This is a genomic window from Kitasatospora sp. NPDC093550, assembly GCF_044764985.1.
Lineage (GTDB): Bacteria > Actinomycetota > Actinomycetes > Streptomycetales > Streptomycetaceae > Kitasatospora.
Genome location: NZ_JBIWJF010000006.1, coordinates 57,760 through 70,905, shown reverse-complemented (window position 1 = coordinate 70,905; position 13,146 = coordinate 57,760). Strand labels below are relative to the sequence as shown.

Annotated in this window: 12 protein-coding genes and 3 pseudogenes; 7 read left to right on the top strand and 8 right to left on the bottom strand. The window is 75.4% G+C overall.

Annotated features, from left to right (window positions below):
* Nucleotides 1-93 precede the first annotated feature (93 nt).
* Both ACIRD3_RS11075 and ACIRD3_RS11070 read left to right on the top strand, forming a co-directional pair.
* On the top strand, nucleotides 94-888 hold the full coding sequence (locus ACIRD3_RS11075; RefSeq protein ID WP_402214170.1) for a hypothetical protein: 795 nt from the start codon (nucleotides 94-96) through the stop codon (nucleotides 886-888).
* A gap of 169 nt (nucleotides 889-1,057) precedes the next feature.
* Nucleotides 1,058-1,564 (top strand): GNAT family N-acetyltransferase, encoded by a 507-nt coding sequence (locus ACIRD3_RS11070; protein ID WP_402214739.1) that lies wholly within the window; start codon nucleotides 1,058-1,060, stop codon nucleotides 1,562-1,564.
* On the opposite strand, the pseudogene ACIRD3_RS11065 reads toward ACIRD3_RS11070, so the two are convergent.
* The 3 pseudogenes from ACIRD3_RS11065 to ACIRD3_RS11055 form a co-directional block, all read right to left on the bottom strand.
* Nucleotides 1,561-1,959: pseudogene (locus ACIRD3_RS11065) on the bottom strand (MarR family transcriptional regulator); the annotation flags it as partial. The gene ACIRD3_RS11070 and the pseudogene ACIRD3_RS11065 sit on opposite strands and share 4 nt — an antisense overlap.
* 159 nt (nucleotides 1,960-2,118) lie before the next feature.
* Nucleotides 2,119-2,250, bottom strand: a pseudogene (locus ACIRD3_RS11060) (MarR family transcriptional regulator); the annotation flags it as partial.
* Nucleotides 2,251-2,328: pseudogene (locus ACIRD3_RS11055) on the bottom strand (MarR family transcriptional regulator); the annotation flags it as partial.
* 273 nt (nucleotides 2,329-2,601) lie between these two features.
* On the opposite strand from ACIRD3_RS11055, the gene ACIRD3_RS11050 reads away from it, so the two are divergent.
* A complete protein-coding gene (locus tag ACIRD3_RS11050; protein WP_402214168.1) occupies nucleotides 2,602-3,405 on the top strand; it encodes an alpha/beta fold hydrolase in 804 nt (267 codons plus the stop codon).
* 229 nt (nucleotides 3,406-3,634) lie between these two features.
* The gene (locus ACIRD3_RS11045) at nucleotides 3,635-4,285 is read left to right on the top strand and encodes a GNAT family N-acetyltransferase (RefSeq protein WP_402214166.1); all 651 of its coding nucleotides are present in this window, start codon (nucleotides 3,635-3,637) and stop codon (nucleotides 4,283-4,285) included.
* 12 nt (nucleotides 4,286-4,297) lie between these two features.
* On the opposite strand, the gene ACIRD3_RS11040 is transcribed toward ACIRD3_RS11045, so the two are convergent.
* Both ACIRD3_RS11040 and ACIRD3_RS11035 read right to left on the bottom strand, forming a co-directional pair.
* Nucleotides 4,298-5,020 (bottom strand): HAD family hydrolase, encoded by a 723-nt coding sequence (locus ACIRD3_RS11040; RefSeq protein WP_402214165.1) that lies wholly within the window; start codon nucleotides 5,018-5,020, stop codon nucleotides 4,298-4,300.
* A 38-nt stretch (nucleotides 5,021-5,058) separates the two neighbouring features.
* Nucleotides 5,059-5,418, bottom strand: a complete 360-nt coding sequence (locus tag ACIRD3_RS11035) for an ArsR/SmtB family transcription factor (RefSeq protein ID WP_402214163.1) — start codon at nucleotides 5,416-5,418, stop codon at nucleotides 5,059-5,061.
* 125 nt (nucleotides 5,419-5,543) lie between these two features.
* On the opposite strand from ACIRD3_RS11035, the gene ACIRD3_RS11030 reads away from it, so the two are divergent.
* A complete protein-coding gene (locus ACIRD3_RS11030) occupies nucleotides 5,544-6,743 on the top strand; it encodes an MFS transporter (RefSeq protein WP_402214161.1) in 1,200 nt (399 codons plus the stop codon).
* Between the two features lie 88 nt (nucleotides 6,744-6,831).
* On the opposite strand, the gene pgm is transcribed toward ACIRD3_RS11030, so the two are convergent.
* Complete coding sequence (gene pgm / locus ACIRD3_RS11025) at nucleotides 6,832-8,472, bottom strand: phosphoglucomutase (alpha-D-glucose-1,6-bisphosphate-dependent) (RefSeq protein ID WP_402214160.1); 1,641 nt, start codon at nucleotides 8,470-8,472, stop codon at nucleotides 6,832-6,834.
* A 141-nt stretch (nucleotides 8,473-8,613) separates the two neighbouring features.
* Nucleotides 8,614-8,913: a YciI family protein gene (locus ACIRD3_RS11020; RefSeq protein WP_402214158.1), complete on the bottom strand. Its 300-nt coding sequence runs from the start codon at nucleotides 8,911-8,913 to the stop codon at nucleotides 8,614-8,616.
* Nucleotides 8,914-9,229: 316 nt separating this feature from the next.
* Here ACIRD3_RS11020 and ACIRD3_RS11015 point away from each other — a divergent pair, with 316 nt between their 5' ends.
* Both ACIRD3_RS11015 and ACIRD3_RS11010 read left to right on the top strand, forming a co-directional pair.
* On the top strand, nucleotides 9,230-9,586 hold the full coding sequence (locus ACIRD3_RS11015) for a hypothetical protein (RefSeq protein ID WP_402214156.1): 357 nt from the start codon (nucleotides 9,230-9,232) through the stop codon (nucleotides 9,584-9,586).
* 87 nt (nucleotides 9,587-9,673) lie between these two features.
* Entirely contained in the window at nucleotides 9,674-11,176 is a 1,503-nt protein-coding gene (locus ACIRD3_RS11010) for an FAD-binding protein (protein ID WP_402214155.1), read from the top strand.
* 158 nt (nucleotides 11,177-11,334) lie between these two features.
* Here the strand turns inward: ACIRD3_RS11010 and ACIRD3_RS11005 are convergent, their stop codons facing one another.
* The gene (locus tag ACIRD3_RS11005) at nucleotides 11,335-12,861 is read right to left on the bottom strand and encodes a multicopper oxidase family protein (RefSeq protein ID WP_402214153.1); all 1,527 of its coding nucleotides are present in this window, start codon (nucleotides 12,859-12,861) and stop codon (nucleotides 11,335-11,337) included.
* Nucleotides 12,862-13,146: the final 285 nt, after the last annotated feature.

Sequence of the window (13,146 nt, the reverse complement as noted above, 5' to 3'; positions counted from 1 at the left end):
GCCGGCGCCCGGCCCCAGTGGCCTGCGGTGCGGGCGTCCCGTCTTGGGCGAATCCGGTGGCACCGGCGGCGTGCGAGCGGCGAGACTGCACGGATGGAGACCCCTGTCCCGGATCTGCGCGTGCGCACCGTCGTCCCCGACTACGCGGGCATGGACCCGCTGGTCGCCGAGCTGGTGCTGCCCGAGGGCGCGTCGATGTCGGTCATGAGTGCGCTGGAGACCTCCCGCGAGCTGATCCGGCATTCCTACTACCGGTACGAGTTCGCCACCGTCGCCGTCACCCACGCCCTGCTGGCCCTGGAGCAGGTCCTCGCGCGGCGGCTGGCCGACGAGGACGCGCCGCTGCCCGAGCTGATCCGGCGGGCCGCCGACGCGGGGCTCGTCTCGGCCTACCTGGCCGGGGAGTTGGAGCGCGCGGTACGGCTGCGCGAACGGATCGCGCACGGCGCGGCGAGCAGCGGGGTGGTCAACCCGCTGCGGGCCGTGGACCTGGTGCGCGCGGTCTTCGACACCGTCGCCGTGCTGCTGCGCCCGGCCGCGGACGCCCCGCGCGCAGCGGAGGAGGAGGGGGCGGCGGCGGGCGGGCCGCGGGACGGGCTGGCCATGCTGTGGGAGGAGCAGCGCGGCGCGCCGTTCCCGGAGAGCTTCCGCGGGGTGGACGTCGACGGCGCGGACCTGGTGCGCCTGGACGCCGACGTCGCCGCCCTGGTCGTACGGGAGCTGGAGGGCGGTCTGGACGCGGAGGGCGTCGCCGGGCTGTGGCGGTGCATCGCCGACCTCGACACCGTGGTGCCGCTGCTGGACGAGGAGTACTGCGCCGCCTACTTCACCCGGCTGCGCACGGTGGCCGCCCTCGCCGCGGCCCGCCACCTGCCCCCGGCGCCCTGAGCCCGGACGGCCCCGTGTGCCGCCCCGTTCCGCGGGGCTGCGGAAAGCGGTTGGCGGGCCCGGTGGCGGGTGGGTAGCGTCGCCGGTCATGACTCCGACAGGCCCGACAGACCCGACGGTTCCGACGCCCCTGACCGCACCCCCGACCCCGACCACGCCGCCGACCCCGGTGCTGCGCACCGGGCGCCTGGTCCTGGACGCCTACCGCCCCGAGGACGAGGAGGGCTTCGTGGCGCTGTTCCAGGACGTGCGGGTGTCCCGGTGGATGGGGGACGGCCCGGCGTCCGAGGAGTCGGACCGGGCCCTGTTCGGGCGGATCTTCACGAAGGTCTACGCCGGGCGGCTGTTCGACGTGTGGGCGGTGCGCCGGGACGGCCGGCTGGTCGGGCACGCGGAGATCAAGCCGACCGACGCGGTGCGGGGCCACGAGATCGTCTACGCGCTGGCCCCGGCGGCGTGGGGGTCGGGCCTGGGCACCGAGGTGGCGCGGGCCCTGGTGGCGTACGGCTTCGAGACGCTCGGCCTGGCCGAGGTGCACGCCACCGTGGCCGCGGACAACGGTGCCTCGCTGGCCCTGCTGGCCGGGCTCGGCTTCGCGCACGTGCGCGACCTCACCGAGGACGACGGCGGCACCACGCGCGTGCTGACCCTGCGCCGCGGCGCCGCCGTAGGCTAGCCGCGCTCCGGTCCGGGGGCGTCGGCGGCTCCGGTGCCGGCAACCGCCGTCGCGGGCCGGGTGTGCAGGACTGCGCGGGCCTGTTCGGCGGCGCGCACGATGCTCTCGCTGATGAAGTCGAGGAAGCGGGCGACGTTCTCCAGCCGGTGGGCGGCGGGGGTGTCGGGGCCGAGGACGGCGGCGCCCTGGCGGGCGGTGGCGACGAGCTGGTCGTTGGCGCGGGCGCTGGCGATGGTGGCCTGGTAGAACAGCTCGTCGTCGACGATGTAGCGGTCGCGGCGGCGTTCGTCGCGTTCGCGGCGCACCAGGCTCTGGCTCTCCAGGAAGGCGATCGCCTTGGAGACGGAGGCCGGGCTGACCTGCAGGCGCCGGGCGAGTTCGGAGGCGGTGAGGCTGCCCGCGTCGGTGACGAACAGGCAGGTCAGCACCCGGGCGGTCATCCTGGACAGGCCCGAGCCCATCAGCACGGTGGTGAGCGTCTCCTCGTAGTCGGCCACGGCCGCGTCGTCGCGCCCGTGCGCGTGGGGGGCCGGCTGCGGGCCGCGGGGGGCGGCGGGGCGCGGGCGGCGGTGGGCGCGGCGCTCGGTGGCGCGGTGGGCCAGGTCGGCGCGGTAGGCGGTGGGGCCGCCGTTGCGCATCACCTCGCGGGTGACGGTCGAGGTCGGGCGCTCCAGGCGCCGGGCGATCTCGGCGTAGGGGAGGCTGTCGGCCAGTCCCAGCGCGATCTGCTGGCGGTCCTGCTGGGTGAGTCGGCCTCCCGGCATCGCGGTCTCCTCGGTGCTGCTGCCTGGTGGTGGGTGGTGGTCCTCGGCGGTCCGTGATCCCCACCCTAGCGTTCACCTCTCATCCATTGCAATGAACGAGTCTCATGTCATTGCGTTACCGACAGGGCCGTTGCAACACTTTCCGGCACTTCACCTGCGGCGATGGATATCTGACGCAACGAAAGCGTTGCCGGTTTCAGGAAAGCAACGTAGCGTTTCTGTTGTCAGAAAGTCCGCACCGGACACCTCCACCCGCTCGGAAAGGCACCCGCCATGAGCCCCGCACCCGCCCCCTGGACCGGCATGCTCCCCGTCGACGACACCGCCCTCGCCGTCACCGACACCGGCGGCGACGGCATCCCCGTGGTCTACCTCAACGGCCAGTTCGCCACCCAGGGCTACTGGCGGCGCGTCATCGCCGAACTCGGCGACGGCTACCGCCACATCACCTACGACGAACGCGCCCGCGGCCGCAGGTCCGGGCGCTCCGCCGACTACTCCTTCGAGGCCTGTGTGCGCGACGTCGACGCCGTCCTCGCCGCCCGGGGCGTCCGGCGGGCCCTGGCCGTCGGCTGGTCCTACGGCGCGTACCTCGCCGCGCACTGGGCCTCCCGCAACCCCGGGCGCGCCCTCGGCGCGGTCCTGGTCGACGGCGCCATGCCCTACGACTGGCTGGACGAGGCCATGGAGCAGCGCATCCGCAAGCAGTTCCGCCAGTGGAGCTGGTTCCTGCCGCTGCTGCGCCCCACCGGCATCACCCCGCGGATGAACGCCGAGGAGCTGGCCGCGTGCAACATCGAGCTCGGCAGGGTCGGCCGGGAGCGCGAACTGGCCCCCGTCCTGGACGCCCTGGCGGTGCCCACCCGCTACGTGCTCGCCTCCGGGACCTCGCTCGGCAGCCGCGGCGACGAGCAGGAGCGCATCCGCGCGGCCCTCACCGGCGTCACCGCCCGCAACCCGCACGTCGTGATCAGCGCGAAGGTCCCCAGCAACCACGGCGCGATCCTGCGCAAGGACTTCCGCGCCGTCGCCACCGCCGTCCGCGAGGTCACCCCGGCCGCGCCCACCGCCCCCTGACGGCCCGGCGGCGGCGACGCCGGTCCGGTGGGCGGATCGGGCCCGCGCCCCCGGGGAGGGTGCTCGGCTACGGCCTGGGTGCGCTGTGCAGCCGGCTGCGCCGAGACCCGTACGAGGACGCGGTGCGCGAACTCGGCGTGGCCGCCGGTGAACGCGGTCTGCTCGTGGGACCTGCCCGTCGGCGGGAAATCCGGTGCGGGCCGGGGTGCGGCCCCGGCACACTGACCCGGTGCTCATCGACCACTGGCCCCTGGCCGGGCTGCGCGTGGCCTCGCCGCGCCTGGAACTGCGGCTGCCCACCGAGGGGGAACTGGCCCAGGTCGCCGGCCTCGCCGCGCGCGGCGTCCACCCGCCGCGGGAGCGGCCCTTCCTCACCCCCTGGGGCGAACTGCCGCCCGCCGAACGCGCCCGGCACGTGCTGCAGATGCACTGGCGGAGCCTGGGCCGCTGGACGGCGCGGGACTGGACGCTGAGCCTGGCGGCCTTCCACGAGGGGCGTGCGGTGGGCGTCCAGGTCGTCCGGGCCGAGGAGTTCGGGATCCGCCGCGAGTTCTCCTCCGGTTCCTGGCTCGGCCTGGAGCACCAGGGCCGGGGCCTGGGCACCGAGATGCGCGCCGCGGTGCTCCACCTGCTCTTCGACGGCCTGGGCGCGCGCTTCGCGACCTCGGTGGCGTTCACCGACAACCACGCCTCGCTCGCCGTCTCCCGCAAGCTCGGCTACCGCGAGGACGGCATCGAGCGCGACGTGCTGGACGGGCGGGTGGTGGAGTCCCGGCGGCTGCGCCTGTCGCGCGAGGACTGGGCGCGGCACGCGCGGGTCCCGGTGGACGTCACCGGCCTGACGGACGCCTGCCGCGCGATGGTCGGCGCCACCGGCTGAGCAAACGGGTGTTCAGCACCCGTCCAGCGCGGCGGGCAGGGCGGCCAGGGTGTGCAGGACGCGCACCCCGTGCCCGGCCGGGGCGGGCGAGGCGGCGCGGTCCAGCCAGAAGGCGTGCAGGCCGGCGTCGCGGGCGCCGAGCGCGTCCAGGTCGTACTTGTCGCCGACGTAGGCGACCTCGTGCGGGGCCAGGCCCAGGCGCGCGCAGCCGGCCCGGAAGATGCCGGGGGCGGGTTTGGCCTCGCCGTGCTCGTCGGAGCAGACCAGCACCGTGTCGTCGAAGTACCCCAGCAGGCCGACGGCTTCGAGCTTGGCGCGCTGGTGGCCGAGCGAGGAGTTGGAGACGATCCCGAGCCGGTGGGCGGGCGCGAGGGCGGCCAGCACCGGCGCGGCGTCCGCGAACGCCGCCCGGGCCCGGTCGCGGTGCGCGCCGTACCCGGCGAACCACCGCCCCGCCTCCTCGTCCGGCATCTGCCCGGCGCCGTCCTCCCCCAGCGTCCCCAGGAACCGCCGCACGCGCTCGTACCGCTGCCCGGCGAAGGTCGACTCCCCGGCGAGGAAGCGCGCGTAGCTCTCCTCCATCACCTCCCGCCACAGCGCCACCGCCGCGCCGGGCGCGTCGAAGCGCCCCAGCAGACCCAGCTCCCCCAGGTACGCGAGGATGCCCGCCTCCTCCGACCCCGTGTAGTCGACCAGCGTGTCGTCGACGTCGAAGAGCACACCCCTGACCGGCACGTCCCGCCCCTTTCCCGCCTCACCCGACCGTCCGGACCCTACCCGGCGGCGGCGAGGAGGGCGTCGAGCAGGCCGGGGAAGCGGGCGTCGAGGTCGGCGCGGCGCAGGCGCACGAAGCGGTTGCGGCCGGCGACGCGGGTGGTGGTGACGCCGGCTTCGCGCAGCACCCGCATGTGGTGGGAGACGGTCGACTTGTGCAGGTGCTCCAGGCCCAGGCCGCGGGGGTCGCAGGAGTGTTCGGCGTCGTCGGCGTAGCTGAGCAGCAGGGTCAGGCGTACCGGGTCGCCGAGGGCGTGCAGGACGGTGACGAGGTCGATGTCGGCGGTGGCGGGCTGGGGCAGGTGTTCGTCCCCGCCGCCGGTCGGGCTGGCGGTGTTCGTGCCGGTGGTGCCGCTCATCGCGCTCGGTCTCCGGGTCCGCTGGGAAGCAATGGTTTGACAATCATCCACCCATCCCCGAGTGTTTGACGAGCCTCAAACTGTTGCACATCTATCAAACAACTCTGTCCCCGGGGGGACCGCCCGTGCCCGTACGTCTGCTCCTGCTCGCCCTCGGCACCTTCGCCATGGGCACCGACGCGATGGTCGTCGCCGGCATCCTCGGCCCGGTCTCCGCCGACCTGGGGGTGTCGGTGCCCGCCGCCGGCCAGCTGGTCACCGTCTTCGCCCTCGGCTACGCGCTGCTGGCCCCGGTGCTGGCCGCCCTCACCGCCCGCTGGCCGCGCCGGCGCCTGCTGCTGACCGCGCTCGCGGTGTTCAGCGCCGCCAACGCGCTCAGCGCCCTCGCCCCCACCTACGGCCTGCTGCTGGCCACCCGCGTCCTGGCCGCGGCCGGCGCCGCCCTCTACACGCCCACCGCCAACGCGGTGGCCACCACCCTGGTCGCCCCCGAGCGGCGCGGACGGGCGCTGGCGACGGTGATCGGCGGGATGACGGTGGCCACCGCCCTCGGGGTGCCGCTGGGCACCTGGGTGGGGCGCGCCGACTGGCGGGCGACCATGTGGCTGGTGACCGCGCTCGGCCTGGCCGCGCTCGCCGGCCTCGCCGCACTGCTGCGCGAGCTGCCCGCCCCCGCCGCCGCCCCCACCCTGCGGGCCCGCCTGGCGCCGCTGCGCCGGCCCCGGGTGCTGGGCGCGGCCGCGACCACGCTGGTGTTCTTCCTCGCCTTCCAGAGCGTCTACATCTACCTGGCCACCGCCGTGCGCGGGGCCACCGGCGGCGACGGCTCCCGGCTGAGCCTGGTCCTGCTGACGACCGGTGTGATGTCGGTGGCCGGCAGCTGGCTGGGCGGGCGCCTGGTGGACCGGGCCGGGGTGCGGCGGGTGCTGCTGGCCGGCTCCGCCGCAGCCGCCCTCGCCTTCGCCGCGCTGCCGTGGCTGGGGCGCAGCATGCCGGGGGCGCTGGTGTACGCGGCGGTGGTGCCGCTGGCGGGGTGGGCGGTGTCGGTGGCGCTGCCGCACCGGCTGGCGTCGCTGGATCCGGGCAGCGCGCCGCTGCTGATCTCGCTGAACAGCAGTGCGCTGTACCTGGGGACGGCGGCCGGGGGTGTGGCGGGGTCGGCGGCGATCGGGGTGCTGGGCGGGCGGTGGTTCCCGCTGGCGGCGGCGGTGCTGGCGGTGGTGGCGGGCGCGGTGGCGGCGGCGGCCACGCGCGGGGAGCGGCCGCCGGCGGCCGCTCCCGCACCCGCGCCGGCGGGCGTGGGGTCGCACGCCGTACGGCCCTGAACGTACGGTCGTGAACGCCCGTCCCGGGCCGGCGGCGGGCCGGCCCGGGGCGGGGTGGCGGGGTCAGGCCCGGGGCGGGGTGGCGGGGTCAGGCGCCGAGGACCTCGCCGACCAGGGCGCGGGCCTCGTCCTGCACGCGGGCGAGGTGGTCGGGTCCGTGGAAGGACTCGGCGTAGATCTTGTAGACGTCCTCGGTGCCGGAGGGGCGGGCGGCGAACCAGGCGTTGTCGGTGCAGACCTTGATGCCGCCGATGGCGGCGCCGTTGCCGGGGGCGTGGGAGAGGACGGCGGTGATCTTCTCCCCGGCGAGTTCGCCGGCGCGGACGCGGTCGGGGGCCAGGCGGGCCAGGCGGGCCTTCTGCTCGCGGTCGGCGGGGGCGTCGACGCGGGCGTAGGCGGGGTCGCCGTGGCGGGCGGTCAGTTCGCGGTAGCGGGCGCTGGGGGTGGTGCCGGTGACGGCGGTGATCTCGGAGGCGAGCAGGGCGAGCAGGATGCCGTCCTTGTCGGTGGTCCACACCCCGCCGTCGCGGCGTAGGAAGGAGGCGCCGGCGCTCTCCTCGCCGCCGAAGCCGATCGAGCCCTCCAGCAGGCCGTCGACGAACCACTTGAAGCCGACGGGGACTTCCACCAGGCGCCGGCCGAGGTCGGCGGCGACGCGGTCGAGCATCGAGGAGGAGACCAGGGTCTTGCCGACGCCGGCGTCGGCGGGCCACTCGGCGCGGTGGCGGTAGAGGTGGTCGACGGCCACCGCCAGGTAGTGGTTGGGGTTCATCAGCCCGCCGTCGGGGGTGACGATGCCGTGCCGGTCGGCGTCGGCGTCGTTGCCGGTGGCGATGGCGTACTCGTCGCGGCGGGTGATGAGGGAGGCCATCGCGGACGGGGAGGAGCAGTCCATGCGGATCTTGCCGTCCCAGTCCAGGGTCATGAACCGCCAGGTCGGGTCGGTCAGCGGGTTGACGACGGTCAGGTCCAGGCGGTGGGTGTCGGCGATGCGCGCCCAGTAGTCCACCGACGCCCCGCCGAGGGGGTCGGCGCCGATGCGCAGGCCCGCCGCGCGGACCGCGTCCAGGTCCAGCACGGAGGGCAGGTCCTCGACGTAGGCGGTGAGGTAGTCGTGGCGGGCGGTGGTGGCCGCGGTCAGGGCGCGGGCGTAGGGGACCTTCTTCACCCCGCGCAGGCCCTCGCGGATCAGCTCGTTGGCGCGGTCCTGGATCCAGCCGGTGGCCTCGGAGCCGGCCGGGCCGCCGCTGGGCGGGTTGTACTTGAAGCCGCCGTCGCGCGGCGGGTTGTGCGAGGGGGTGACGACGATGCCGTCGGCCAGCGCGCGGGGGCTGCGCCGGTTGTGGGCGAGGATGGCGTGCGAGACCGCCGGGGTGGGGGTGTAGCCGTCGGCGGCGTCGATCAGCACGTGCACGCCGTTGGCGGCCAGCACCTCCAGGGCCGTCACCTTGGCCGGCTCCGACAGGGCGTGGGTGTCGGCGCCCAGGAACAGCGGCCCGGCCACGCCCTGGCCGGCGCGGTACTCGCAGATCGCCTGCGTGGTCGCGGCGATGTGGTCCTCGTTGAACGCCGCGTCCAGCGACGAGCCCCGGTGCCCCGAGGTCCCGAACGCCACCCGCTGTCCGGGCTCCTGCGGGTCCGGGTGCAGCGCGTAGTACGCCGTCACCAGCCGCGCCACGTCCACCAGGTCACCGGGCTGCGCCGGCTGCCCGGCCCGTGCGTGTGCCATCCGTCTTCTCCCGCCGCTTGCGACTGACTCGTGTTCCGCGTCCATGTGCCCCGTGCTCACTGATGGTAGCCAGGAGGCGACGGTGCCCCGAACCGCGGCGGGCGGTTCGGGGCACGGCGGACCAACTCCCGCGGCCGGGGTTCAGCCGGGCGGCTGCTGGCGGTAGCCCTCCAGGGCGGGCGCGGTGACGGTGGCGAGGAACTCGGTGACCCGGTACGCGCACAGCCCGGCCACCACGAACGGGTCGGTGGCCGCCAGCGCCTCGATCGCGGCCCGGTCCTCCCCCGCCGCGATGATCACCCCGCCCTCGCGCGGCACCTTGCGCCCCGAGGCGAGGAAGGTGCCCGCCGCGTAGTGCTCCTGCAGCCACGCGACGTGCTGCGGCAGCGCGGCGTCGATCCGTTCCAGGGGGGCGGTGTAGCTCAACTCCAGTACGAACATGCGCCCCAGGCTAGCCGTGCGGCCGCGGGGGCCTGGCGCCGGTGGGCCGTTTGCGGGGGCCGCTTCCGGAGCCGTCTTCCGGGGGCCGGGAGGTTGTCGACCCCCATCCTGCCAGCTCAGGCAAGGTTTCGGTAGGACACAGCACACCCTTCTTCCGGCTTGCCGCGCGGTGGTCGCGCCCCGCAGACTCATGCGACATCCCCTCCCCCTTCCACGGCCTGACGGGCCGGCTCCCGCGTCGCGGGCGGCCGGCGCGTGATGCCGTCGTGCCCGGGGGCGGGGAGGCGAGAGGCAACGACGAAGGGGGACGCGGAAGATGAGCGGGACGAGCGGGGCGAACGTGCACGGGGACCTGGTGCTGAAGGCGCGGGTTCGGCTGCTGAGCCACAACGATCGGGTGCTGCACGGCGAGGAGGGGCTGTGGGTGTACCGGACGCTGTTCGCCGTCACCCCGCACGTGTACGCCTACAAGCTCGCGCTGGTCCTGCGCGAGGCCGCCGAGGGCCCGCGGGCGGTGCAGCTGCCCGCGGTGCGGGAGGCGCTGCTGGCGGAGGCGAGGGCGGCGGCGGCGCACATCCCGGCGCACGCGCCGGCCTACCAGCGGCAGATGTGGGAGTACGCGGTGACGGACCTTCGGCTGACGGAGCAGCAGGTGGGGCGTACGGATCGGTAAGGGCATCCCGGGTGGTCGGGGGACGACCCGGGGGACGGTTACGGTACGGCGGTCCCTCTGTGACGGCTGATCGGAGAAATTGCGGATATGAGCAGGTCGGAACTGTCGCGGCGCTCCCTGTTGGCGGGCGCCGCGGCCGGCGGGGCGGCGGTCGTCGTGGGCTGGGACACCTCCGCCCGGGCGTGGGCCGCCGAGCCGGGCGCGCGGGTGGCGCAACTGCCCTTGCTGGAAGGGACGGTGACGCTGCAGGGCCCTGAGCTGGAGCGGTTCTCCTCCGATTTCGGGCACCTGGTGGCGGCGCGGCCGCGGGCGGTGCTGCGGCCCGCCTCGGTGCGCGACGTGCAGCGGGTGGTGGCCTTCGCCGCCCGCCACCGCATCCCGGTGGCGGTCAACGGGCAGAGCGGGGACGCGGCACAGGTCGGCGCGGCGGGGCTGGAGTCGCACTCCAGCTACGGGCAGGCCGGGGCGGGCGGCGGGATCGCGATCGACGCGCGCGGCCTGTCGAAGGTGGTCTCGGTGCGGCCGGGGCGCGCGGTGGTGGAGGCGGGGGCGACCTGGGCGCAGGTGGTGGAGGCGGGGCTGGCGGCGGGCTGGGTGCCGCCGTGCCTGACGGACTACCTGCACCTGTCGGTGGGCGGCACGCTGAGCGTCGGCGGGATCGGCGGCGCCGTGCAGCGCCACGGCCTGCAGGCGGACCGGGTGCTGGAGCTGCAGGTGGTGACGGGCACCGGGGAGCTGGTGACGGCCTCCCCCACCCGCGAGCGGGAGCTGTTCGAGGCGGTGCTGGCCGGCGGCGGGCAGGCGGGGATCATCGTGCGGGCGACGCTGGCGCTGGTGCCGGTGCGCGAGCGCGCCCACGTGTTCTCGCTGTCCTACGACGACCTGGACGCCTACCTCGCCGACCAGCGGAAGGTGATGGCCGAGGGCCGGTTCGACCTGCAGGTCGGCGACGTGGAGCGCAGCGCGGACGGGACGCGGTGGCGCTACCGGGCGGAGCTGGTGGCGTTCGCGGACGCCGGCCAGGGCGTGGACCGCGGGCGGCTGCTGGCGGGGCTGAGCCCGGCGGCGGACGGGGTGTCGGTGGTGGAGCAGAGCTGGCGCCAGTACGCGTTCCGGGTGGACGCCTTCGCGGGCTACCTGCGCTCGGCGGGGCTGTGGGGGCTGCCCAAGCCGTGGCTGAGCGTGTTCCTGCCCGCCTCGACGGCGCGGGTGTTCATGGCGGAGGCGGCCGAGGTGCTGACACCGGCCGATCTGGGCGCGGGGCTGCTGCTGTTCTACCCGTACCTGCGCTCGCGGGTGAGGGCGCCGCTGGCGGTGCTGCCGGGCGAGGAGGTGGGCTGGCACTTCGACCTGCTGGCGTTCCCCGGGCCGGGCTCGGACACGGGGGCGATGCTGGCGCGCAACCGGCGGCTGTACGACCGGGCGGTGGAGCTCGGCGGCAAGCGGTACCTGATCGGGGCGGTGCCGGGGATGACGGGCGCGGACTGGCGGCGCCACTACGGGGACGCGTGGGAGCGGGCGGTGCGGGCCAAGCGGCGTTTCGACCCGGCGGGGATCCTCACCCCGGGGCAGGGCATCCACGCGTCCTGACCCGCCGGGGCCGGCCAGGCGTCCTGGCCTCCCCGGGGCCGGCCGCGCGCACGGGGGCGCGGCCGGCCCCGCACGGGCGGCCTGCCGGGCCCGAGGACGGACGGGAGGGCCAGAGGGCAGACGGGCAGGCGGGCAGACGGGCAGACGGGCAGACGGGGTCAGCTGATCTCCATCTGCGCCATCATGCCCATCGCCGAGTGGTCCAGCAGGTGGCAGTGGTACGGGTAGCGGCCGCGGTAGGAGTCGAATACGGCCTGCAGGCGCACGCTCTCGCCGGGCAGCAGGCGCACGGTGTCCTTCAGGCCGCTCTCCTCGGGGCCGGGGGCCTTTCCGTTGCGCTCAAGGACGCGGAACTGCACCAGGTGCAGGTGGAAGTTGTGCGGGACGTCGGTGTTGGCGTTGACGACCGTCCACACCTCCGAGGTGCCGAAGGCCACGGCGGCGTCCACCCGCGCCGGGTCGTACACCTTGCCGTCGATCAGGCCGCGCGGGGCGGCGCCGTTGGTGCCCTCCTCGACCTTCAGCACGACGGTGCGCTCGCGGACCGGGGCGGGCAGCGCGGGCAGGGTGCGCAGCCGGTCGGGGACGCTGGAGGGGTCGTCGGCGGAGCGGACGACGTCGAAGCGCAGGACCTGGCCGACGTGTTCGGCGGGGCCGGGGGGCATGGCGTTGGTGAGGACGACGGTGGAGCCGACCGGGTAGCGGGAGAAGTCGATGACGACGTCGGCGCGCTCGCCGGGTGACAGGTCGACGCTGTCGGTGGTGTGGGGGCGTTCCAGCAGGCCGCCGTCGGAGCCGATCTGGGTGATCGGGCCGCCGTCCGCCAGGCGCAGGGAGAAGAAGCGCAGGTTGGAGGAGTTGAGCAGGCGCAGCCGGTAGCGGCGGGCGGCGACCTCGACCTTGGGCCAGGGGCGGCCGTTGGCGAGGATGGTGGTGCGGTTGAACGGGTCGTCCATGCGGTAGACGAGGGTGCCGGAGGCGTCGAAGCGGGCGTCGCGCAGGGCGATGGGCAGGTCGTAGCGGCCGGCGGGCAGGGGCAGGGCGCGTTCGGTCTCGTCGGTGAGCAGGTAGGTGCCGGCCAGGCCCCGGTAGACGTGCTCGGATTCCATGTGGTGGGCGTGGTCGTGGAACCACAGGCTCGCGTGGGGCTGGTCGTTGGGGTAGGTGTAGGTGCGGCTGGCACCGGGGTTGAGCAGGTTCATCGGGCCGCCGTCGCTGGCGACGGGGACCCTGGAGCCGTGCAGGTGGACGGAGACGGCGTCCTCCAGCAGGTTGGTCTGGCGCACGATCACCGGGCGTCCGGAGCGGGCGCGGATGACGGGGCCGGGGAAGGCGCCGTTGTAGGTGAGGACTTCGGTGCGGTGCCCGGGCAGGATCCGGGCGAAGGAGCGGAGCATGGTGACGGCGTAGGTGTCGGCGCCGCCCTCGGTGGAGGTGGGGGTGAGCACCGGGGGCACCGGCAGGGTGGCGGTGAACTTCTCCACCAGGCCGGGGCCGGCGTCCGGGCCCGGGTCGGGGGTGTCGGCCGGATGCGTGTGCCGGGCGCCGGTGCCGGCGCCGTCGGCGGTGTCGGCGGTGTCCTGGGCGGAGGCGGCGGACGCGGCCGGGCGCACCGTGGTGCGCAGGAGCAGGACGCCTCCCCCGGTCGCCAGGGCGGCGCCGATCATCCTGCGTCTGGTCACCATCGCGTGTTCCTCCCGGATGCTTCTCCCGCCTGCCCAGCGGGTGCCGGGGCGGCCGTTTCCGGGGGTGATTGCAGCAGCGCCGCCTTGGGCGCGGCTGGGGTCCGGCTTGGGCCGGGCGGCGGGGTGCGCGGGGGTCCGCGGGGCGGTGGGGGCGGTGGTGTGCCGGGGCGGTGCGGGCGCGGGGCGCCGTGAGCTGCGGGTGTTGCGGACGCCTTGCGCGGCGCCTTCACGGTGACTCGGGACGCACTCGAAGGATGCTCACGACCCGAGGCAGCCCCGAACGGG